Genomic DNA, 21,605 nt, shown 5'->3' with positions numbered 1-21,605 from the left:
GGACATCACGCTAGTTGTGGCTCGGTGAGGAATGCTTCTCCATTCCTGACCGGTATCGGCGGCGTCCTTGTCGCCGCCACCACCACGCACCGGTATGCGCTGGGCGTCATGCCGGCCAGCTCGGTGAAGCGGGCACGGAAGACGCCTTGCGACGCGTAACCGACCAGGAAGCCGACCTCGGTGACCGTGAGGTCGCCACCGCGCAGCAACGCCTTCGCCCGCTCGACACGACGCGTCATCAAAAAAGCGTACGGCGACTGGCCGTACGCGAGCCGGAACTGCCGGCTGAGATGCCCGGCCGGCCAGTTCACGCCGCGGGCGAGCGCCTCCACGTTCAGCGGCTGCGCGTACACCCGGTCGATCCGGTCACGGACACGGCGCAGTCGCACCAGGTCCTTCAGCCGCTGATCCTGGGCGAGCGCGCGCCCCCAGGCTGGGTGGCACATACGACACCTTCCTTCATGGGTATCCGTGCGCGCCAGGGGATCCCGGGGCCACCTGGCGCGCCAGGGTTCAGCGAAGCTCCTGGATGCGGACCATGTTGCCCGCGGGGTCACGGAAGGCGCAGTCGCGGACGCCGTACGGCTGCTCGGTCGGCTCCTGGACGACGTCCACGTCGGCTGCCTGCACCTTTTCGAATGTGCCGTCCAGGTCCCGGGTGGCCAGCAGGATCCAGCCGTAGGTGCCCTTGGCCATCATCTCGGCGATGGTGCGGCGTTCGTCCTCGCTGATGCTGGGGTCCGCGGCCGGCGGCGCGAGGAGGATGGACGTGCCGGGCTGGCCGACGGGGCCGACCGTGATCCAGCGCATCTTGCCCTGGCCGACGTCACTGCGGACCTCGAAACCGAGGACGTCGCGGTAGAAGGCCAGGGAAGCGTCCGGATCGTCGTGCGGGAGCGAGGTGGTGTGAATGGTGATGTCCATGGCACCACGTTAGTAGCGGCCCGGCGGACTGCGCTTCTCCAATCCTGACCGGCCGGGCCGGATCTCACCCCAGTGGGGTGAAGGGGGCATGCCCACGACTCGGTGCGGCTACTGCTCCAGGCCCTTCACGTTGTCCCCGAACGTCCACCCCTTCGACCCGTCCCAGTTGATCGACCAGGTCATCAGCCCCTTGAGGCCGTCGCCGTACGTGTTCCATGCCTGCGAGACCAGACTCGGCGACATGTAGCCTCCGCCCGCGCCGGGCTGGGCGGGCAGGCCGGGGACCTGCTTGTCGTAGGGGACCTTGATGGTGGTGCCCTGGACGACGAGGCCCTTGTTCAGGCAGTCGGTCTGGGCGGTGAAGCCCTGGAGGGTGCCGGCCTCGTACGAGTCGCCGGAGCAGCCGTACATGCTGCCGTTGTAGTACTGCATGTTGAGCCACCACAGGCGGCCGTTGTCGGCGTACTTCTTGATGACCGGGAGGTACGCGCCCCAGATCGAGCCGTACGTGACGCTGCCGCCGGTGACGTACGCCGTCTCGGGGGCCATCGTCAGGCCGAACCCGGCGGGCATCTGGGCAAGGATGCCGTCGATGATGCGGATCAAGTTGGCCTGGGATGTGGAGAGTTGGCTGATGCTGCCGCTGCCGGTGAGGCCCGTCTCGATGTCGATGTCGATGCCGTCGAAGTTGTACTTCTTCAGGAGCGGGACGATCGTCTCGACGAAGTGGTCGGCCACGGCGGTCGAGTTGAGGTCGATGCCCGCTGCCGCGCCGCCGATGGACATCAGGATGGTCTGACCCGAGGCCTTGGCCTGACACATCTCGGCGGGGGTCGCGACCTTCACGTTCGTGTCCATGCCGTCCTCCCACAGCGCGGTGCCGTCGGAACGGATCACCGGGAAGGCCGCGTTGATGACGTTGTAGCCGTGCTGTGCCATCTCGGGGTTGGTGATGGGGGTCCAGCCGAAGGGCGGGTGCACGCCGTTGGACGCACCGTCCCAGTTCTCCCAGTAGCCCTGGAGGACCTTGCCGACCGGTCGCGGTTTGGTCGCGCAGGTGTCGACGGCGGGGGCGGCGGGCGCCGCGACGAGGACGGTGGAGAGGGACGCGGCCGCCGCGAGCGCGGCGCCGAGGAAACGGGAGGTACGACTGCGACGGGACATGGGGGGCCTCCGCAGGATCGCCGGGCAAGTGGGGGTTGGCGTGAGCACGACGCACGGTAGAGAGGTCCAGACCTTTCGTCAATGGGTATGGACCAATGGAGAGTTGGGGTCGAGTCGCGATCGGGACTAGTACGTCGCGCGTCGCCGCTGCGGCCGGGCCGCGCTCCCGTCGGCGGTGTCGGGGCGGTCCTCGGGCGCCGAGCGCTCGGCCTGCGCACGCAGTGCGGCGAGCCCCGCGACGACCTCACTGCGGTTGGCGGCCGAGGTCATCCAGTCGGGCAGCCTCGGGATCATCGCCAGAGACGACGACGGACTTCCCCGCTCCCTCAGACGCGCACCGATGTACGCCGCGAGCGCGTCCACGTGCTCGATGTCGTACGCCCACAGCAGCCGGCCCGCGCAGCGCGTCTGCAACCACAACGGCCGGCCGAAGAACGGCTCGGCCGGACCGCCGAGCGTCGCGCCGATGCGTGCGTTGCCGAGCCGCTCCGGCTCCCACTCGGCCGTGACCCCGCAGCGCGCGCAGGCCAGCCGCCTGGACAGGAACAAAAGGTCTACGGAGTGACGGGGTTCGGGCCTTCCGGGCCGCGGCACGACCAGGGCGCGCCCGGAGCAGCGGGGGCACACCACGAGGATGCGGGCCGCGAAGCGGGCCAGCATGGCGCCCCTGTCGGCGTGCCGGTGCCCGGTGTCCATTGGGCCTCCCCTGCGTACTTCGACACTCGAATCCACCTACCTCGACGCGCCGAATCCTACGCAACGGCCGACCACGCCGTGCGGTCCGCGCCAGGTCACCGACCACCCTCCGTCCCGGTCAGCGCATCGAGATCGAGCACAGCGCCCAACGCCCCCTTCAGCGCACCGACGCACATCCCGTGCAGTTCGGCGCGGGTGAACGACTCATTGGTCAGCCAGTCCACGCAGAGCACGCGGACGAAGACCAGCCAGCTCGTGAGCGCGGCCGACACGAGGTGCGTCGGCCCGTCGCCGAGCACCGTCGCCTCCAGCAACCGCCTTCGCAGCTCGGCCAGTTCGCCCGTGATGATCGCCTGGATGACCGGGTCACCGGCGAGCACCCGGTTCGCAGCGAGCACGGTGTGCCGGTTGGCGGCGAAGTAGTCGAAGTGCGCATCGAGCCCTGCCGAGAGCTGCTCCATGACGGGTGCCGACTGGTCGAGCCTGGTCGCGGCCAGCAGTTGGTCCGCGGCCTGTTGGTAGACCGCGGCGAACAGGGCGTGCTTGCTCGGGAAGTAGCGGTAGAGCAACGCGCGTGAGACGCCCGCCCGTTCGGCGACGTCCTCCATGAACACCTCGTCGTACGGCTTCGCCGCGAACAGTCGCGCTCCGACGTCGAGCAGTTCACTACGGCGCTCGGCGGGATCGAGTCTTCGGTGCGCGGTCATGCACCCACTTTACTTGACACATGTCTACTAGCAGTCCTAGCGTCGCATTAGTAGACAGGGGTCTACTAATGAGCGGAGGCGGTTCCCTCATGGCCAGACTTCTCAAGTGGCTCGCAATGGCGATGGGCATCGCCTGCGCGGCGATCGGCCTCTACCACGTCGCCCTCGGCATCGCCTCCGTGCCCGGCGAGGGCTCGACGGGAGCGACCGTCGACAGCCGGGAGCGGTTCTACAACGCGATCTTCTTCGGATACGGGCTCGCGTGGATCTGGGCCGCACGCCAGTCGCCGATCCCCTCAACGGCGGTACGGTGGCTCGCCGGCATCTTCCTGCTCGGAGGCATCGGGCGCGTGCTGTCCGTCGCCGTCCACGGCTGGCCGCACTGGTTCCAAGTGCCGCTCAGCGCCCTCGAACTCGCCCTTCCCCCGCTCCTCTTCTGGCTGTCGACCGCGGACGAGCGGAGGACGAGGGAGACGGCCGCGGGCGGGGACCGTGTCGGGGCGCTCTGACCACGGACCGTCCGCCCGTCCGACCCACCTCCCTCATTCCATTAGGTGCTGTAGGTCACCGGGAGTGTGAGCAGGCCGCGGGCGCGCATGGATGGCCGCCACTGCGAGTCTTCCTGAGCCGGCTCGATCACCTTGAACCTGTCGAGGAGGGCCGCCAAAGCGATCTCGGTCTCGGCGCGGGCCAACGGCGCGCCGAGGCAGTAGTGAATGCCGTGCCCGAGGGCCAAGTGTCCGCCGGCATCGCGTTCGAGGTCGAGGCGGTCCGGATCGGCGAAGCGGGCGGGATCGCGGTTGGCGGCGGACAGCGACACCAGGACCGTCTCGCCGGCGGGGACAGTGACACCACCGATGGCCATGTCCTCGGTCGGGAAGCGCCGGATGGCGAGCAGGGCAGGACCTTCGTAGCGGGCGAACTCCTCTACGGCGGCCGGAAGTTTGGACGTGTCCCTGCGCAGCGCGGCCAGTTGTTCCGGATGGCGCAACAGGGCGAGGACAGCGTTGCCGATGAGTTGCACCGTGTTCTCGTACCCGGCGAAGAGAATCAGGAAGGCGAGTGATGTCAGTTCGTCCTCGCTGAGGTGGTCGCCGTCGGTGTCGCGCACCCTGATCAGGTCGGAGAGCAGGTCTGCGCCGGGTTGCTCGCGCTTATGGGCGAGGAGTTCGGCGAAGAAGCCGAGCATCGCGACGACCGCTTCCTTCGCGGCGTGGGGGCGGCCGGGATCCGGGGCGACGAGTGCGTCGGTCCAGGCGCGGAAGTCCGGGCGGCGGTCGTCCGGGATGCCGAGCAACTCGCAGATGATGACGATCGGCAGAGGTCCGGCGTAGGCGGCGATGAGATCCGTACTGCCGTGTGAGCCAAGGGAGTCGAGGAGTCGGTCCGCAGTTTCCCGTATGGGCGACCGGAGTTGCTCGACGCGGTGAGCGGTGAACGCGCGGCCGACGAGCCGGCGGATGCGGGTGTGGTCGGGTGGATCCATGTTGAGCAGGTTGGCATCGAGGGCCGGCGGTAACGAGAAACCCCGATAGGCCCCCTCCAGGGCGTATTTCTTGTTCAAGGAGAGCCGGGGGTCGGCGAGGGCGGCGCGTACGTCGGCGTACCGCGTCACTATCCAGGCAGGGTCGCCGTTCGGCCCGGCGATGCGACGCACCGGCGAGGTGTCACGCAGGCGGCTGTAGACGTCGTATGGGCTGTCGATGAGCTCGTCCAGCTCGTCCTGGAGATCCATGAAGCCCACCCTAGGCCGTCCCTGCCACGCCGATCCGTGCGGCACGGAAGGCTCCCATGTCACGTACCGGCGATGAGCTCCGTTTGCGCAGCCGCCGTGGAGACGGGGTCATGGCGGATGTACCACTCGGTCAGCCCGCCGTGGGCATCACGGGTGACCACGATCTCCGGGCGGAACTCCCGTAGGTGCGCGACCAGTTGCCCCACTGCTTTGTCGAGCGGCGCGTCGCGGAACCGCACCGCGCCGGGAGCTGAGTTCGGATCCTAGGCCGCCGCCGCGTGTTGCGCAGTCACGTCGTTCCGGCGTGACTGCGCTACGTCCCCTTACCGGGCCGCGGAACCGCATTGACCGATCAAGGCCAGTTCCAGCCGTAGCATGTCAACAACCATGGGATCGGCCTTGCTGCTTCACGCAGCCTGTGTCTCAATGGGCGACGCTTTCAGCACGTCACTCCCGCAACTGCACGCGCACCTGCACCGGGATCCGCACCTGCACTTTCCCGCACTCGCACACGCGGAACGCCGAACTCAGAACTCCGAGAGAGGCGAGTACTGGGCGAGTGCCGGCTACTTGAGCGAGCTCTGCTTGGGGACCACGACTCCGTAGAGGTCCTGAACCGTGGCGAGCGCGGCCTCGTGAACCTGCTTCGCGGGGATGCCGTTCGGGTTGCCCTCGAGCGGCAGCGGCCGGGTCGCGGAGGCGTCGCCGACCACGGTCGGGTTGTTGCCGTTGAGGAACGCGCCCTGGGTCGTGAACAGGGTGCACATGTTGGTCATGAATCCGGCGATGATGACGTTCTTGCGCCCGGCCTTCTTGACCTCTTCGGCGAGATTGGTGTGGTGGAAGCCGTTGGGGGCGGTCTTCTCGACGACGGGCTCGCCCTTCGCCGGCTTGAGGGCCGGAATGATCTGGCCCGCCTTCGACTTCAGGTCGTAACCCTTGTCGACGATGTGGATGACGGGCGTGCCCGCCGCACGGGCGCGCTTCAGCAGGGCTTCGGCGTTGTTCACCGCGGAGTGCCACCCGTCGAGTTCCATCACACCCTGGGTGTAGGTGTTCTGGAAGTCGATCAGGATGAGCGTCGAGTCGGCCAGCTTCGCGGGCGTCTCGTCGAAGCCGTTGAGCTCGCGCAGCGTGGTTCTGGACATGGGTGTACCGCCTTCGGTCTTCGCGTGAGGTCGGCAGCCCGAGCGATGCGGTGGGCTGCGACTAGAACGCTATGACCCAGCAGGCGTGTCGACAATGACGTCTAACATGCAGATACCGACATGCCGCCGCTCGCGCATCACTGATCACCAACTGCCAATCACCAATCGCCAATCGCCAACCGTCGATCGCCAACCAAGGGGACTCATGCAGGACATCGCCAGACGGCTCATCGTCATCGTCCTCTTCGAAGGCGTCGACCTGCTCGACGTCACCGGGCCACCGGAAGTGTTCTCCCTGGCCCGGCGCGAGACCGAGGACGCAGCGGGCTATCACGTCGCCCTCGCCGCCGAGAGCATGGACCCGGTGACCACCTCCGCCGGAGTCCGCATCCTCCCGGACATCACCTTCCGCGAAGCCGTCGAGGGAAGCATCGACACCCTCATCGTGCCCGGCTCGGTGGAGGTCGACAGCGAGCGCCGCGTACGCGCGCTCGTCGACCCCGAGCTGGTCAGCTGGGTGAAGGCCCTCGCCGACCGGACGCACCGGGTCACGTCCGTATGCGTCGGAGCGCACCTCCTCGCCGCGGCCGGCCTCCTCGACGGCAAGCGGGCGACGACGCATTGGTCGACCGCGCCCCAACTGGCCGCGGACCACCCGGCGGTGAAGGTCGACGCCGATCCGATCTTCATCCGCGAAGGCAACGTCTGGACCGGAGCCGGCATCAGCGCCTGCCTCGACCTGTCGCTCGCCCTGATCGCCGATGACCTCGGCGAGGCCATTGCGCTGCGCGTCGCCCGGCAGCTCGTGATGTACCTGAAACGGCCGAGCGGGCAGAGCCAGTTCAGCGTTCCCCTGGAACAGCTCTCCACGACGCGGCGCATCGAGGATCTCCGCCACCACATCATGCGCAACATCAGCCGACCGCTGACCGTCGTAGACCTGGCCGAGTACGCGCATGTCAGCGACCGGCACCTCACCCGGCTCTTCAAGACCGAACTGGGCATGACCCCGCACGCCTACATCGAATCCGTCCGGGTCGAGAAGGCACGCCACGACCTCGAATCCTCCGACGCCACGCTCGAACGCATCGCGTCCACCTGCGGGTTCGGCACGACGGACACCCTGGTGCGGGCGTTTCGACGACGGCTGAACACGACACCTACGGAGTACCGCCGCAGATTCCGGGTGCCCCAGACCCGTTGACGACCGAGACCCGCCTGCCTTCCCTTCGCACATAGACACTCACACATAGAAACTCACACATAGACACTGTCTACGCATCAGTGGTAGACAGTGTCTATGGCTGATGAGAACTCTCTTCGCGAGCGGCTGATCGACGTCGGTGTGGACCTCGTCCTCACCGAAGGCTCCGCGTCTGTGGGACTGCGGGAGATCGCCCGGCGAGCGGGGGTGTCGCACGGGGCGCCCCGCCGGTACTTCGCCACGCACCACGCCCTGCTCTCGGCCATCGCGCGGCGCGGCTTCGAGGACCTCGCGGCCCGTTTCGAGACCGCCGTCGACCCCGAGGCGCCACCACGCGCCCAACTGGAGCGGCTTGCCAAGGCCTACGTCGGGTACGCGCTGGAGTGCCGCGGCATGTTCGAGCTGATGTTCCGCCACGACCTGCTCGACGGCGCGCAACAGGACGCCGGCCGGCCTCAGTTGCGCACCTCCACGCTTCCGCTGTTCGAGCGGATGGCCGCGCTGGTCGGCCGGTGCGGGGAGGATCCGGACGCCGTGCATCGGCCCGGCCCGCCCGGCGGTTCGGCCGTATCTCCCGCGGTGACCGCCGCCGCCCTGTGGTCCGGGCTGCACGGCATCGCCCAGCTGTGGACCTGGGGAAGCCTGCAACTGGCTCTCGCCACTCCCCCGCCGGGCGATCAGGAACGCGACCAGCTCGTCACTGCAGTCCTGGACGCTCACCTCGGTCCGGTGACGGTGTGAGCACTGCCGCACGGCGGCCCTTCGCCCTCCTGGCCTCCGTGTCCGGGGCGATGATCGTGGCACTGGACGGGACCATCCTGCTCGTGGCGCAGCCCAGCCTCCGGCATGATCTCGACGCGAGTGTGGCCCAGGTCCAGTGGACGAGCACCAGCTACCTGATCGCCGTCGCCACGCTTCTCGTCGTCGCCGGCCGCCTCGGCGACCGGTACGGACACGCGCGGCTCCTCTTCATGGGCGTCCTCGGCTTCGGGGCCGCCTCGGCCGGCATCGCGCTGGCGCCCACCGTCGGCTGGGTCATCGCACTGCGCGCCGCTCAGGGCGTCTTCGGCGCGCTCCTCCAGCCCGCGACGCTCGCCCTGCTGCGGCTCACGTACCCGCCGGACCGGCTCGGCACGCCCATCACCGTCCGCACCAGCGCGATCGCGGTGGCCGCCGGGGTCGGTCCGGTCCTCGGCGGGATTCTGGTGCAGCATCTCGGATGGCGTGCGGTGTTCTGGGTCAACGTGTCAGCCGCGCTGGTGATCGCCGCGCTCACCCTCGCCGTCCGTACTCCGATGCCTGAACGCACCGGTTCACCACGGCTGGACCTCACCGGCACGGCCCTGCTCACGGCGGCGCTCGCAGTACTCGTCCACGCTCTGACCGGCGTGCCGGAGCGCGGGTGGACCGCTGAGTCAACCCTGCTCGAACTCGCCGTCGGCCTGGCCTTGTCGGCGGTACTCGTCCTGCACGAGCGCCGCGCCGCACACCCGATCGTGCCGCGTGCCGTGGCCCGGTCCGTCCCTGTGACCGCGGCCATGGCACTCCTCCTGGTCATCAGCGCGGGTCTGTTCGGCGCCCTGTTCAGGGCCACGTTCTACCTTCAGGACGCCCTTCGCCTCGCCCCGCTCGCCACGGGTCTGCGCGTCCTTCCGCTGACCGCGCTGATGGTCCTTGGCGCGCCCGTGGCCGGCGCCGCACTGCGCCGGTACGGCCCACGGCACACCGCCACCGCGGGCACGGCTCTCGTCGTGGTGGGCATCGCGCAGCTGTCGTCGCTCGGTCCGACCAGCCCGTGGCCGTCCATGACAGCCGCCTTCGCCGCGCTCGGTGCCGGGTTCGCCACGGTGATGGTCACCGCCACCGGGACAGTCGTCGGTGATGCGCCGCCGGGGTATGCCGGAGTCGTCGGAGGGCTCAAGCAGACGGCGATGAACATCGGCCCGTCGCTCGGCATCGCCGTCGCAGCCGGCGCGACGGGCGCAGCGGGAGCGACCGGTTCGACCGACGCTTCCGCTTCCGCGATGAGCATCAGCCTGCTTCCCCTGGCCTTCCTCGCTCTCCTCGGCCTGATTCCCGCCTTCCTGCTGCCTCGGCACGCGGACGGCGACCTCGACGCCGCTCCCCCGCCACGACAACTGGCGGCACAGGAAAGCCCTGTTGCGGATGTCGGCGAACGCCCGTAGCACCACGAAGCGCCGCACGCGACTCCACCCCAGGGCCACGTGCGGCGCGTATTCGGGAGAGGGTCAGAGCTTGAGGCGGTGCACACCTCCCTGGACCGTGCCCACGTACAGCCAGCCGCCGCTGGCCGCGAGGCTGGTCGCGTTGAGGTTCTGCAGGCCTGTGGAAATGTTCTGCCAGGTCCGGCCGCCGTCCTTGGAGCGCAGGACGCCACGCCCGCCTCGCGGCAGGGCCGTCTCCCAGTAGCTGGTGGTCGCCGCGTACAGCGTGCCGCCCACCTGCAGCACGTCCTTGACCCGGAGCGGCAGCTTGCCGGTGTCGCCAGTGCGGAAGGTCTTTCCGCCGTCCGTCGACACCTTGATCGCGTCGCCGCCGGTCAGCATCCGCGAGCCGGTGAACTCGATGGTGTCCACGCGGCCGTCGGCGACCTTGGTGATGTCGTCGCCGCCGTTGTCCGAGCGGTAGAGGCCGTCGGGGGCGCCGAGCCACAGCCGGTCCGGGTTCTTCGGGTCACCCGCGACCGCGGTGAAGTACGTCTGGTCGTTGAGCAGGTTCTTCCAGTTGGCTCCCCCGTCCTCGGTGGAGAACAGGCCCACGCCCAGCAGGTTGCCGTACGAGACATACACGCGGTCGGGGTCGGCGGGGTGCACGGCCATCGCGAACACCGTGCCGTTGCTCTCGCCCTTCTTCTTCCAGGTGACGCCCGAGTCGCCGCTGCGCTCCAGACGGAAGCCGCCCCAGGCGTTGTACTGCACCCGCCAGACGATCCGTGAGTCCTTGGGAGAAGTCTGCAGCAGCCGGGTCTCGACGCCTATCCTGCCCTCGCCCCCGGTGGTGCCCCACTCAGCCCCGGCGACCGGGAGCCGGGAGCGGTGGGTGCCCTGCCAGCCGGCCGCGAGCAGCTGGTCGCCGCTCACCGCCAGGGAGTTGACGGTGCCGCCCTGGACGCCCAGACGCCGGTAGTCCTTGCCGTCCGCCGTGCCCCGGTACACGCCCGCCGCGTCCGCCGAGACGGTCAGGGAGCCGTCGGCCCAGCGGTCGAAGTCGGAGACGGTCGAGGCGCGGTTGACGCCGGGGATGGTGCTCCACTCGTGGCCGTGGTTGCGGCCGACCCGGGTGTCACCGCCGTAGCTGACGTACAGGTCGCCGCCGGTGAGGGTCATCCCGGAGGCGCCGTATCCGTGATTGTCCAGCGGCGCCCAGGTCTTGCCGCCGTCGAAGGAACCGACGATGCCGGAGCCGATCTCGTAGATCGCCACGACCTGGCTGTCCGCGACCACATTGACGGAGACGCCGCCGTCCACCGAGTCGTGGACCTTGACGGCTGCGCCGAGCGTGCCGGTGGAGAGGCCGTCGCGCTTCCAGAGGGAGGTGCCCGCCGAGAGGTAGAGGCTGTCACCGCCGATCGCCAGGTCGTAGACGTGGTCGGCGGGAAGGCCTATGGGCTCGGACGCCCAGGTGTCGCCACCGTCCCTGCTGATCAGCAGATCGGTGGCGGTGCGGGCGACGAGGGTCTTCGTCGCCTCGTCGGCGAGGAAGTCGTAGACGGGGGTGTCGGGGGTGTTCAGGGTCATCCAGCTGCGGCCGGCGTCCTCCGTGCGCAGGATCGAGCCGGTGCGGGGGATACCTGAGGCGCTGTTCGCGGCGTACCACCAGCGCTTGGCGTTCGTCGGGTCGATGACGGTGAAGGCCTGGCCCGACACATTGCCGAGCGGCAACCTGGTGTGCTGCTTCCAGGTCGCGCCCTTGTCCTCGGTCGACCAGGGGCCGGCCTTGTTGTACTGGGTGAGGACGGCGGCCCCGGGGTCGCTCTGCGCGGTGCTGATGTCGCCGCTCTCCGAGTTGGGTCCGACCGGCTGCCAGCGGGAGTCACGGCTGTCCTCTGGGGTGACCTCGAAGCCGTCGCGGTTGCTCGTCAGGGTCTTGCCGTCGGTGGTCCGACCCGTCACCGAGACGAGATGGGCGCCGACGCCGCGGCCGGTGATCTCCGCCTGGTAGACGTTCCCCGAGCGGAGTCTGGTGGTGACCGTGTAGGGCCTGCCGTGCGGCGGAGTCACGGTGAGGACCGGCGGCTTCGCCAGCGGGGCCGGCGCGAAGACGACCGCGGTGGACCTGCCGTCGCTCGGGTCGGGACCCGCCTGCACGAACAGCTGCCGTACGACCAGGAGATACGGGACGCGCAGGGCTGCGCCGCGGTCCGGGGTGACGGTGACCGTGCCGCTGATTTCGGCCTCGCCCGCGGGGCGGTCGGCGCTGAGGGTGACGGTCACGGTGGCGCTGCCACCCGCCGGGATACGCAGGTTGCTCGGGCTGACCCGGGCCTCGCCGCTCGCCTTCAGGCGGACGGTGCGGGTCCGGGTTCCGGAGTTGTTGACGGTGAGCTTCTTGCTGCCGCCCACGGTGTGCTTGGCGAGGTCCGCGAGCCCGTACGAGAGCGTGGCCGGAGTGGTGGTGATGGCGGCGTCCGCCCGGTCCGCGGCCGCGGCGACGTCGAGCCGGCCGGAACCGGTGGTCGTTGCCCCGTAGTCCTTCAACTGCTCGGTACTGCCCACCAGTTCGGAGGTTGCCTTCGCCGGGGTCTCACCGGGGTGGAGCTGGCGCAGCAGCGCCGCGGCGCCCGCGACGTGCGGTCCCGCCATCGACGTACCGGAGAGGCGGTAATAGCCGGGCGCGTACAGAGACTTGGGGACCGTCGAGCGGATGTCGTATCCCGGTGCGACCAGGTCCGGCTTGAGGTCCCAGTTCAGGTCGGGGCCGCGCGAGGAGAAGGAGGCGATCTTGTCGGTGACGTCCGTGCCGCTGATCGTCACCTCGACCTTGCCGTCCGCCAGGCGGCGGCCGAGCTCGGCGTACTGGGTCGAGTCGACGCCCAGCATGACCATGGAGTCCATGCGCATCGAGTCGCCGGACTCCATGACGGAGGTGGCCGGGGCGAGCGGCACGGTGCCGTCCGCCTTCGCCGGCGGCTGACCCGCGGTGTCCGGCCGGCCCGCGTCCTCCGGCTGTCCGGCGAGCACCGGACCGCCGCCCGAGCTCTTCCCTCCGATGATGGCGAGCGCCCCATGGCGCTCCGCCTCGCGGGCCATCTCGATCTCCCAGGCGGACAGATGCTCCTGGGTGTCCGCGACGAGCATGTCGATGCGGACGGCCTTGCCCTTGACGTCTCCGGCCCGCTCCCAGTCCTCCGCGGTGCCCTGGCCGAGGTCGACGACCTCCGTCGTGACGGGGGCCGCGGGCGGGTTCGCAGAGATCACGCCGCGGTACGTCTGGATCTTCTTGCCGCCCTTGTAGGTGGCGCCGGGTATGCGCAGCCCGCTGACCGAGGCCCCGACCGCGATGACGCCGTCGGCGGCGGCCGGGGTGCCGACGGTGCCGCTTCCCGGGCCCTCGTTGCCGGCCGAGGCGACCACGACAACTCCGGCCTCGGTGGCGGCTGTTGCGGCCAGGCCGAGCGGATCGCGGCCATCTCCGTAGCCGCCGAGGCTCATGTTGATGACATCGGCGCGGTGCGGATTGGCCGGGTCGATCGCGGCCTCGATACCGGCGACGATGTCGGAGGTGTAACCCTCGCCCGCATCGTCCATGACCTTGTACGCAAGGAGGTTGGCGCCCGGGGCCACACCGGTGACGCCGCCCTTCTCGGCGGCCTTGCCCGCGATGATGCCGGCGACATGGGTGCCGTGGCCGTTGTCGTCCATCGGGTCGGCGTCGCCGTTGACGAAGTCGTAGCCGCCGACGACCTTGTGGCCCTTGCCGAGGGCGCCGCCCAGGTCCGGGTGGCTGTAGTCGACGCCGCTGTCGAGGATGGCGACGGTGACGCCCTTGCCGTCGGCGCCGTTGCCCGCCGGGTCCTTGCGCTGCCAGACCTTGGGGGCGTTGATCAGCGGCACGCTGTCATCGGTGAGGATGTGCACCATGGTGTCGGGGACGACGGAGGCCACCCCTGGCAGTTGCCTCAGCTCGGGAACCTCGGAGGCCTTCACGGTCACGGCGACCGCGTTGAGCAGCAGGTTCAGGCGGCGCGGGGAGCCGGTACGCAGCCCGGCGTCCTTCGCGTCACCGAGGAACGTCTTCTGCCGGGCTGCGAGGGAGGCGCGGTCGGCGCCGATCTCCCTGGCGTCGGCGGACCGCAGCCGGCCCTTTCCCGTCGCGGCGGCGGCCCCGGACAGCGTGACGATGACACGCTGCTCGGGGTCCTGGTGTGGGTCCGCGGTGGCGGACTGGGGCACCGCGGACAGCAGGCCGCCGATGACGGCGGCCGTGAGCCCGGCGGTGAACGTTCTTCGAGGGGTCATGCCAGACGAATAAATCGGAAGCGAGTGGTCCAGACAATGATTTGGCCTGGCCCATTGCTGCCGCTGGCACACACGGGCCAAGATCCGCCCATGCCTCAGCTGACCGCCGCAGGAATCGAAGCCTTCGACGAGAGCGTCTACCGCGCAATCCTCGTCCGGCACACCGCCGCGCCCGCCGACCTCGCGGGCGACCTGTCCTGTTCCACCGAGCGGGTCGCCCGCGCCCTCGACCGACTGCGCGAGAACGGCCTGGTCGGCCGGCTCGCCGGAACCCGCCGCCGGTACGCGGCCATTGAGCCGGGCGCGGCCCTGGAGTCGCTGGTCCGCTCCCGAACCGCGGATCTCGACGGCGTGCGGGCGGCGGCCGGCGAGCTGTCACGCCTGTTCGCCGCGGCCCGGCAGGGCGGCTCCGAACAGGTCGAAGTCATCACCGGCGGCGAGGCGTTGGGCCGCTGGTTCGTACAGCTTCAGCAGGAAGCGCGCGACGAGGTCATCACCCTGGACCGCCCGCCGTACGCGCTGACCACCTCCAACCCGGTCGAGGCGACGGCCCTCACCCGGGGCGTCCGCTACCGCGCCGTCTACGCCCCCGAGGCGCTGGAGTGGCCCGGAGTCCTGCGCGACATCCGGGAGTTGGTGGCGCACGGCGAGCAGGCCCGCGTACTGCCGGGCCTGCGCATCAAGCTGGCCATCTCGGACCGCCGCCTCGCCCTGATGCCGCTCACCCTCGACTTCACCACCGAGGTGCGCGCCGCCGTCATCCGCCCGTCAGCCCTGCTCGACGGCCTCATCGACTACTGGGAAATGTGCTGGCGCACCGCGACCCCGCTGGGTGCCCCGGCCGAGGACGACCCCCTCGGCGAGGAGGACCGCCAGATGCTGACCCTCCTCGTCGGCGGCCTCAAGGACGAGGCGATAGCCCGCCAGTTGGGCTGGTCGGTACGGACGATGCGGCGCCGGATCAGCCGCCTGCACGAGGAGCTGGGCGCCGCGAACCGCTTCCAGGCGGGGGTGATCGCGGCGCGCCGGGGGTGGATCTGAATTCCCTTGAGCGGTCAGCCGGTTGAGTGACTAGTGTCCGGCGGCTTCGAGGTCGTCGGAGCGTCCGGCCCGCAGGCGGGGCCACTGGGCGGTGGGGCGTCCGTCGGTGCGCATGTAGTTACCGCTGATCTGCGGCCAGCCGGCGGGCGAGTCCTCCCACGGCTCCTGCCGCCCGTACGCCGTCCGGTCCAGCAGGCTGTACGTCTGATCCATGGCCTCGACACCGCGGCCGGTGGTCCAGTACGTCTCGAACACCCGGTCTCCCTGGCGCAGATAACACGCCAGCATGAACGGGCCACGCCCCGCCATCAGTGTGTCGATCGACTCCTCGGCCGAGTACCAGGGCACGTCCCAGCCCATGAAGTCGCGGTAGCGGACGCTCTCCTCGTAGGGGCCCTGGCACAGCGTCGCGTAGGTGACGTCACGGGAGTGCAGGTAGGACAGCTCACGGACCTGACTGTTGAAGAACGTGCAGCCCTCGCACTGCTCGGCGGCGGGGTGGTCGGCGTGCCACATCTGGAAGTACGCGATGAGCTGCGTGCGGCCCTCGAAGGCGTCCAGCAGCGTGACCTGACCGGACGGGCCGGTCAGCGGGGTGCCGGCGTCCACTTCCACCATGGGCAGCCGGCGGCGGGCCGCCGCGAGCGCGTCGCCTTCGCGGGTGTAAGCCTTCTCCCGGATCCGCAGCGCGTCCAGTTCTGCCTGGTAGGCGGCTCGGTCGACGGCCTTGGGTGCCGGTGCGCTCGTTTCGGTGTTCATGAGAACTCATCCCTTCATGTCCTGTCCGGAGGGCCTTCTCTGCCTCGCTCCAGAGCGACTGTCACCCCACCGACGAAGACGGACCCCCCGCATCGACACCGGCAGCGAAAAAGTTCGCTGGATGTGCACGACGTTAGTCACAGCTCGCCGTTTCCGCAGGTCAGCTCCCTGATCCGGCTGGTCAGATAGCGACGCTCGGCCTCCGTCGGCGCCAATTTCACCGCTTCCTCGTACGCCTGCCTGGCCTCGGCCCTACGGCCGGAGCGGCGGAGCAGGTCGGCCCGGGTCGCGGGCAGCAGGTGGTAGCCGTCGAGGCGCCCGGATGCCGCCAGCCCGTCGACCAGCGCCAGACCGGCCGGAATGCCGTCCGCCATCGCGACCGCCACCGCCCGGTTCAGCTCGACGACCGGGGACGGGGCCAACCGGGCCAGCTCCGCGTACAGCACCGCGATCTGCGGCCAGTCCGTGCTCGGCGCGTCGGGCGCGGTGGCATGGCATGCGGCGATCGCGGCCTGGACCTGGTACGGCCCGGTACGCCTTCCGGCCAGCGCCTGGTCGAGGATCTCCACGCCCTCGGCGATCAGCCCCTGATCCCACCTGCGCCGGTCCTGCTTCTCCAGCGTGACGAGCACGCCGTCGGATGTACGGGTCATGCGGCGCGCCTCGTGCAGCAGCATCAGGGCGAGCAGTCCGCGCGGCTCGGGTTCGCCGGGCATCAGCCGGATCAGGACCCGGGCCAGCCGGATCGCTTCGGCGGTCAACGCCCGGCGGGCGTCCTCGCCCTCGTCGTCGTACCCCTCGTTGAAGATCAGGTAGAGCACCGCGAGGACGGCGGCGAGTCGCTGCGGGAGCAGGTCGGCGGGTGGCACGCGGTACGGGATGCCGGCCTCGGCGATCTTGCGCTTGGCGCGGACCAGGCGCTGCGCCATCGTCGGCTCGGCCGTCAGGAAGGCCCGGGCGATCTCGGCGGTGCTCAGCCCGGCCAGAGTACGCAGGGTGAGCGCGACCCGGGCAGGGAAGGCCAGCGCCGGATGGCAGCAGGTGAAGATCAGCCGCAATCGCTCGTCCGGGATGTCCTCCACCGGCGGTCCATCCGGATCGGGGGTGATCACGGCGAGCCGGCGCAGCTTGGCCGCGCCGACGGCGTCGCGCCGCAGCCGGTCGGTCGCGCGGTTGCGGGCGGTGGTGGTGAGCCATGCGCCCGGGCGGCGCGGCACGCCGTCGCGCGTCCAGGTCGTCAGCGCGGCGGCGAACGCGTCCTGCGCGCAGTCCTCCGCCAGGTCCCAGTCGCCCGTCATCCCGATCAGGGTCGCGACCACCTGGCCCCACTCGTCCCGGAACGCCGCGTCGACGGCCGTCCGGACCCGGTCGTCCGGCGCGGTCATTCCCAGACCGGGCGGATCTCGACGCCGCCCCAGCGCGCGTAGGGATGGCCTTCGGCGATCGCGATCGCCTCGTCCAGGTCCGCGCACTCGACGATCACGAAGCCGCCGACGAAGTCCTTGGTCTCCGCGAACGGGCCGTCCGACACCAGCGTTTCGCCGTCCCGGACCCGGACCGTGGTCGCGTCCACCACCGGACGCAGCCGCGTACCGACGAGCATGCCGCCCCGCCGGTCGAGATCCGCGAGCCAGGCCTGGTGTACGGGGTCCGCCTCGAGTTCCTCGTTGCTGGGCGAAACCTTCTCGTCGTCGCAGATGAGCAGCACGTACTTCACCCTGTTCATTCTGCCTCCGGTGCCGCCGGCGTGAGAGCCACGAATCGCATCGCAGACGGGCAACCGCCCCACTCTCCCTGCCGTGACCGGCCCACCGAGGGGTTGTCGTCGCCTTTCCCGCCGTTGAGACTGTTGCCCTCAACGCCTCCGGTTTCGGCCAGGGTGCCTTGGTCGGCGCCCAGGAAGAGCATCGTGCTTCGGCGCGGTCGTTCGTCGGCGGCTTCGGGGCCGGGCCCAGGCTTCCTCGTGAGCGTGAGAGTGTCTGGGTGTGTCAGAGATGTTGAGCCGGTTGGAGTCGGCCTTGGGTGAGGCTTTCTCTCCTTCGTGGTCGCAACGTGTTCGGGCCGGGCGTGACCTTGCATCGTTCGCCCATGTTCCCGAGGCTGCGGAAGCGTTGGTGGGGCTACTGCTGGACGTCGAGGACACGGCGGTTACCCGGCAGAGGCCCTGGCCCGCGTGGGAACGATGGCCTCCGTAAGGCTCCTCGCTCTCGCGATCGCCGGGGCCGACGACAGCCAGGCCGACTGGATGGAGACCGGAGTGCATGACGCGCTCATGGGGCCGGACCGTGCGCCGGACGTCGCAACGGTCTGCGGACAGCTCGGCCGGGACCCAGTGGCAGCTGTCCGTCAAGGCGCCGCGGAGATCTTGGCATGGACAGACGACAGACCAGGTCCGCCATGACCGGCTACCCCGTGACTGTCGCCGCGTCCACGGTCTCGGGCGCGGTCGACTCGTCGGGGGTCGGCGACGTGCGGTACGCGCGGAGGGAGGCGTTAGTCGCTGCCACTGCGGCGATCGCCAGCGTGGCGGAGAGGCCACCGGTGACCAGGGCGAAGGGGGCGGAGGTGGCCGATGCCATCAAGCCGCCCCGGAAGTTGCCGAGTTCGGGCCCCGCGACGCCAATGACGTGCTCCACGGAGGAGACCCTCCCCCGGTACGCGTCCGGGGTCTCCAGCTGGACCAGCGCACTGCGGGTGACGACGGAAACGGTGTCGGCGGCGCCCGCCACAGCCAGGCATCCGAGCGCCGGCCACAGCGGCCCGGCCAGGCCGAAGCCCGCCAGCGCGAGGCCCCAGACGGCGGCCGCGCACAGCTGGACCAGGCCGCCGCGGCGCCAGCGCGTCACCGTGCCGGAGAGAAGGCCGGCCGCGATCCCGCCGACCGCGACGGCCGAGAGGAACAGACCAAGAGTCTGCGGGTTGCCGTCGAAGCGGATCTCATTGACCAGCGGGAAGAGCGCGATCGGCATGGCGAGCAGCGTCGCGGACAGGTCGGTGGCCATCGAGCCCCACAGCGTCGGGCGGCGCAGGACGATCCGCCAACCTCCGCGCTCCGGGCGGCGCCTGAAGACGTTCGCGTCGGCGCCGTCGGGCTTCATGGCCGGGAGACGGATCACCGCGAGCACCGAGACCAGCGTCGCCACGGCCTGGGCGGCGTATGCGGCAGGGAGGTCCCAGCGGGCGATGATCAACCCGGCCAGCGCGGGCCCGGCCAGCATCGCCACCTGGAACGAGACGTTGGTCAGCGCGAGGCCTGCCGCGACCTGGTCCGCCGGAAGCAGCCGCACCGGGAAGGTTCGCCGGGCAGGGGCACCCAGCGCGCCGCAAACGGTCCCGGCGGCAACCAGGGCGAGCAGCAGGAACACGTTCCGGTTGCCCGCCACGGCTTGAGCGGACAGCCCTGCGGCGACCAGCAGTTGGCCTGTCGTAGTGGCCCGCACCAGCGCCCGGCGGTCGACACTGTCGGCCGATGTGCCGCCGAGCAGCCCGAACAGCACCATCGGCAGGCCGGTGGCGAGCCCGATGGCGCCGGTGCCCACCGTGCTGCCGGTCAGGTCCCAGACCTGGGCGAGCACCGCCACCGTCGCTATCTGGCCGCCGAGTTGGGAGGCCGAGGTGCCGATCCACAGGTCGCGGAACGGCTGGCTGCGACGCAGCGGGCGGGTGTCGAGGAATCGGACACGCCTAGTCACTGTGGTGGCTCCGTGAGGTGATGGAGGATCCGCTCCCGCATCGACCGGTGCTCCAGTGCCCGCCGCACCTCCTCGACGACAGCCGTCATCGCATGCGGGATCTCGCCGTCCAGGTCGGCGACCGTCGCGTGCGTGGCCCGCCACTCGGCCTCCAGGAACGGCACCAGTGAGCGTCCGCGCTCGGTCAGGTTGATCCGCCGGGTGCGGGCGTCGGGCCCTGGTTCGGAGGTGACCAGATCCTCCTTGCGCATGGCGGCGATGGTCTGGCTGATCGCGGAGTGCGAGCGGTTCAGGGACTCCGCGAGTTCGCGGATGGTCAGCGGTCCGGTGTGGGCGAGCCGGATCAGCGGGTACGCGAACCGCGGCCGCACCCCCTTGATGCCACGTTCGATGTAGACCTGCTCGATCTCGGCGTCCATGGCGGCCAGCAGCTGGTGGAGTGACTGCCAGGGATCGGGCAGCGCCGTGGGATCAGTAGATGTCACAGCGCTAATATAACAGCGCTGCGATAAATGGGCCTGCGCCGCCGCTTCCGGCTGAACCGGCCGATGCCCTATGACATGGACGACCTCAAACGCCACCCCGCGCAACCTGCAGACCTGCCCCTCCATGACGGGAGCCCCCGGTGAACCGCCTGAACCGAGCCGAGCCCCGCGTCGACGCCTTCGTCTTCGACCTCTTCGGCGTGATCATCTCCTTCGACAACGACCTCGTGACCACGCGCATCGCCAGGCACTGCACCGATCCCGACGACGCCTTTCAGCGCCTGGACGGGCTCATGGCCCGCCGCGAGATCATCACTGGCGAGGTGACCCTCCCCCAAGTTCATCACCGACTCGCAGATACCCACGGGCTGACGTTGGATTAACCGCACTTCGAAGCCGCCTGGCTGGAGCCGTACTCCCAGGCGATGCCCGGCATGGCCGACCTCGTCAAATCTCTGTCCGAGAATCACCGTCTCGTGCTGCTGTCCAACGTCGACCGCTACTACTGGCAGGTCGTGCAGGCCATGCACCCGGAACTCGGGTTCTTCTCGGAGTTGCTGGTGTCCTGCGACCTCGGCGTCGCCAAGCCGGACGCCGAGGCCTTCCGTCGCGCGAGCCAGGCGGCGGACGCAGACCCGGAAAACTGCTTGTTCGTCGACGACACGATGGTGAACGTGGAGGCGGCCAGGGCGCTGGGCTTTCAGACCCACTGGTTTTGCGATGTTCCCGGCCTCCGCCAAGCCCTGCAAGGCGCCTGAACGACGAAGACGCGGGCGGGGCGCAAGCCGGCGGCAGGACACGGCGCACCTCGACTTGATAGGCAAGCGAGGAGTTGCCTATCATGTGGCCATGGCCGACGATCTTTTCAAAGCCTTGGCCGACCCCACGCGCCGCACCATCCTCGACGAGCTCTCGGAGCAGTCCGGACAGACACTGTTCGAGATCTGTGGGCGACTGAGCATGAAGCATCAGCTCGGCATCTCACGCCAGGGCGTCTCCCAGCACCTCGCCGTGCTGGAGGCTGCCGGGCTCGTCGAGACGAGGCGGGAGGGCCGCTACAAGTTCCACGACCTCAACACGGCGCCGTTGCGCCACATCGCCGAGCGATGGCCCGTGCCCGACACATCCGGACCCGAGGAGAGCACCTCATGAAGATCCACCTGACCAGCGTCTTCGTCGACGACCAGGCCAAGGCCGAGCGCTTCTACACCGAGATCCTCGGCTTCGTGAAGAAGCACGACGTCCCGGTGGGCGAGAAGGACCGCTGGCTGACCGTCGTCTCGCCCGACGAGCCGGGCGGCACCGAACTCCTCCTGGAGCCGGCTGGCCACCCGGCCGTCAAGCCCTACCGCGACACGCTCGTCGCGGACGGCATCCCTCTCGCCCAGTTCGCCGTCGACGACGTCAAGGCGGAGTACGAGCGCCTGCGCGCCCTCGGTGTGGTCTTCACCCAGGAACCCGTGGAGATGGGCCCCGTGACCACCGCCGTCTTCGACGACACGTGCGGCAACCTGATCCAGATCGCGACGAAGCCTGAGTAGGCGACCGACCGCACGGGAGACCGCCGACTG

Annotated in this window: 23 protein-coding genes; 9 read left to right on the top strand and 14 right to left on the bottom strand. The window is 69.8% G+C overall.

Translation table 11 applies throughout. The features are described 5' to 3' along the window. Nucleotides 1-5 precede the first annotated feature (5 nt). The 5 genes from OHA58_RS36620 to OHA58_RS36600 all read right to left on the bottom strand — a co-directional run bounded on the left by OHA58_RS36620 (nt 6) and on the right by OHA58_RS36600 (nt 3,491). The gene (locus OHA58_RS36620) at nt 6-446 is read right to left on the bottom strand and encodes a helix-turn-helix transcriptional regulator (RefSeq protein ID WP_405483989.1); all 441 of its coding nucleotides are present in this window, start codon (nt 444-446) and stop codon (nt 6-8) included. A 67-nt stretch (nt 447-513) separates the two neighbouring features. Continuing rightward, the gene (locus OHA58_RS36615; protein WP_266571662.1) at nt 514-924 is read right to left on the bottom strand and encodes a VOC family protein; all 411 of its coding nucleotides are present in this window, start codon (nt 922-924) and stop codon (nt 514-516) included. Between the two features lie 108 nt (nt 925-1,032). Continuing rightward, the gene (locus tag OHA58_RS36610; protein ID WP_405483988.1) at nt 1,033-2,088 is read right to left on the bottom strand and encodes a chitinase; all 1,056 of its coding nucleotides are present in this window, start codon (nt 2,086-2,088) and stop codon (nt 1,033-1,035) included. Nucleotides 2,089-2,214: 126 nt separating this feature from the next. Then, a complete protein-coding gene (locus OHA58_RS36605) occupies nt 2,215-2,784 on the bottom strand; it encodes a hypothetical protein (protein WP_405483987.1) in 570 nt (189 codons plus the stop codon). 95 nt (nt 2,785-2,879) lie between these two features. Beyond that, nucleotides 2,880-3,491, bottom strand: coding sequence for a TetR/AcrR family transcriptional regulator (locus tag OHA58_RS36600; protein WP_405483986.1), 612 nt, complete (start codon nt 3,489-3,491; stop codon nt 2,880-2,882). An 89-nt stretch (nt 3,492-3,580) separates the two neighbouring features. Between OHA58_RS36600 and OHA58_RS36595 the strand changes: the two genes are divergently transcribed. Next, a complete protein-coding gene (locus tag OHA58_RS36595) occupies nt 3,581-4,000 on the top strand; it encodes a DUF4345 domain-containing protein (RefSeq protein WP_405483985.1) in 420 nt (139 codons plus the stop codon). Nucleotides 4,001-4,041: 41 nt separating this feature from the next. Here OHA58_RS36595 and OHA58_RS36590 read toward each other — a convergent pair whose 3' ends face one another. The 3 genes from OHA58_RS36590 to OHA58_RS36580 all read right to left on the bottom strand — a co-directional run bounded on the left by OHA58_RS36590 (nt 4,042) and on the right by OHA58_RS36580 (nt 6,374). Continuing rightward, the gene (locus tag OHA58_RS36590) at nt 4,042-5,226 is read right to left on the bottom strand and encodes a cytochrome P450 (RefSeq protein WP_405483984.1); all 1,185 of its coding nucleotides are present in this window, start codon (nt 5,224-5,226) and stop codon (nt 4,042-4,044) included. Between the two features lie 59 nt (nt 5,227-5,285). Then, nucleotides 5,286-5,465: a hypothetical protein gene (locus OHA58_RS36585; protein WP_405483983.1), complete on the bottom strand. Its 180-nt coding sequence runs from the start codon at nt 5,463-5,465 to the stop codon at nt 5,286-5,288. A 327-nt stretch (nt 5,466-5,792) separates the two neighbouring features. Further along, the gene (locus tag OHA58_RS36580; RefSeq protein ID WP_405483982.1) at nt 5,793-6,374 is read right to left on the bottom strand and encodes a cysteine hydrolase family protein; all 582 of its coding nucleotides are present in this window, start codon (nt 6,372-6,374) and stop codon (nt 5,793-5,795) included. A 205-nt stretch (nt 6,375-6,579) separates the two neighbouring features. Here OHA58_RS36580 and OHA58_RS36575 point away from each other — a divergent pair, with 205 nt between their 5' ends. From OHA58_RS36575 to OHA58_RS36565, 3 genes are all read left to right on the top strand, one after another. Continuing rightward, nucleotides 6,580-7,578, top strand: a complete 999-nt coding sequence (locus tag OHA58_RS36575) for a GlxA family transcriptional regulator (protein WP_405483981.1) — start codon at nt 6,580-6,582, stop codon at nt 7,576-7,578. A 96-nt stretch (nt 7,579-7,674) separates the two neighbouring features. Continuing rightward, the gene (locus OHA58_RS36570) at nt 7,675-8,319 is read left to right on the top strand and encodes a TetR/AcrR family transcriptional regulator (protein WP_405483980.1); all 645 of its coding nucleotides are present in this window, start codon (nt 7,675-7,677) and stop codon (nt 8,317-8,319) included. Continuing rightward, nucleotides 8,316-9,764 carry an MFS transporter gene (locus OHA58_RS36565; RefSeq protein ID WP_405483979.1) on the top strand — a complete coding sequence of 483 codons (1,449 nt, stop codon included), beginning with the start codon at nt 8,316-8,318 and terminating at the stop codon, nt 9,762-9,764. Before OHA58_RS36570 ends, OHA58_RS36565 begins: the two co-directional genes overlap by 4 nt. A 63-nt stretch (nt 9,765-9,827) precedes the next feature. Here the strand turns inward: OHA58_RS36565 and OHA58_RS36560 are convergent, their stop codons facing one another. Continuing rightward, nucleotides 9,828-14,057, bottom strand: coding sequence for a S8 family serine peptidase (locus OHA58_RS36560; RefSeq protein ID WP_405483978.1), 4,230 nt, complete (start codon nt 14,055-14,057; stop codon nt 9,828-9,830). A 90-nt stretch (nt 14,058-14,147) separates the two neighbouring features. Between OHA58_RS36560 and OHA58_RS36555 the strand changes: the two genes are divergently transcribed. Further along, the gene (locus OHA58_RS36555) at nt 14,148-15,098 is read left to right on the top strand and encodes a helix-turn-helix domain-containing protein (protein WP_405483977.1); all 951 of its coding nucleotides are present in this window, start codon (nt 14,148-14,150) and stop codon (nt 15,096-15,098) included. Between the two features lie 30 nt (nt 15,099-15,128). On the opposite strand, the gene OHA58_RS36550 is transcribed toward OHA58_RS36555, so the two are convergent. The 5 genes from OHA58_RS36550 to OHA58_RS36530 form a co-directional block, all read right to left on the bottom strand. Further along, nucleotides 15,129-15,857: a DUF899 family protein gene (locus OHA58_RS36550; RefSeq protein ID WP_405483976.1), complete on the bottom strand. Its 729-nt coding sequence runs from the start codon at nt 15,855-15,857 to the stop codon at nt 15,129-15,131. 137 nt (nt 15,858-15,994) lie between these two features. Continuing rightward, on the bottom strand, nt 15,995-17,242 hold the full coding sequence (locus OHA58_RS36545) for an RNA polymerase sigma factor (RefSeq protein WP_405483975.1): 1,248 nt from the start codon (nt 17,240-17,242) through the stop codon (nt 15,995-15,997). Beyond that, the gene (locus OHA58_RS36540; RefSeq protein ID WP_405483974.1) at nt 17,239-17,583 is read right to left on the bottom strand and encodes a YciI family protein; all 345 of its coding nucleotides are present in this window, start codon (nt 17,581-17,583) and stop codon (nt 17,239-17,241) included. The genes OHA58_RS36545 and OHA58_RS36540 overlap by 4 nt, the downstream gene beginning before the upstream one ends. A 679-nt stretch (nt 17,584-18,262) precedes the next feature. Further along, complete coding sequence (locus OHA58_RS36535; RefSeq protein WP_405483973.1) at nt 18,263-19,549, bottom strand: MFS transporter; 1,287 nt, start codon at nt 19,547-19,549, stop codon at nt 18,263-18,265. Next, complete coding sequence (locus OHA58_RS36530) at nt 19,546-20,034, bottom strand: MarR family winged helix-turn-helix transcriptional regulator (RefSeq protein WP_405483972.1); 489 nt, start codon at nt 20,032-20,034, stop codon at nt 19,546-19,548. The genes OHA58_RS36535 and OHA58_RS36530 overlap by 4 nt, the downstream gene beginning before the upstream one ends. A 140-nt stretch (nt 20,035-20,174) precedes the next feature. Here OHA58_RS36530 and OHA58_RS36525 point away from each other — a divergent pair, with 140 nt between their 5' ends. From OHA58_RS36525 to OHA58_RS36510, 4 genes are all read left to right on the top strand, one after another. Then, the gene (locus OHA58_RS36525; protein ID WP_405483971.1) at nt 20,175-20,417 is read left to right on the top strand and encodes a hypothetical protein; all 243 of its coding nucleotides are present in this window, start codon (nt 20,175-20,177) and stop codon (nt 20,415-20,417) included. Between the two features lie 42 nt (nt 20,418-20,459). Further along, nucleotides 20,460-20,792, top strand: coding sequence for an HAD-IA family hydrolase (locus tag OHA58_RS36520; RefSeq protein ID WP_405483970.1), 333 nt, complete (start codon nt 20,460-20,462; stop codon nt 20,790-20,792). 91 nt (nt 20,793-20,883) lie between these two features. Beyond that, nucleotides 20,884-21,186 carry a helix-turn-helix transcriptional regulator gene (locus OHA58_RS36515; RefSeq protein ID WP_116502091.1) on the top strand — a complete coding sequence of 101 codons (303 nt, stop codon included), beginning with the start codon at nt 20,884-20,886 and terminating at the stop codon, nt 21,184-21,186. Beyond that, a complete protein-coding gene (locus OHA58_RS36510) occupies nt 21,183-21,575 on the top strand; it encodes a VOC family protein (protein WP_116501221.1) in 393 nt (130 codons plus the stop codon). Before OHA58_RS36515 ends, OHA58_RS36510 begins: the two co-directional genes overlap by 4 nt. The last annotated feature ends 30 nt before the right edge of the window (nt 21,576-21,605 follow it).

Source organism: Streptomyces sp. NBC_00009 (assembly GCF_045040855.1).
In the GTDB taxonomy this organism is placed as follows: domain Bacteria; phylum Actinomycetota; class Actinomycetes; order Streptomycetales; family Streptomycetaceae; genus Streptomyces; species Streptomyces aureus.
This window is presented reverse-complemented; position numbering and strand designations above follow the sequence as displayed.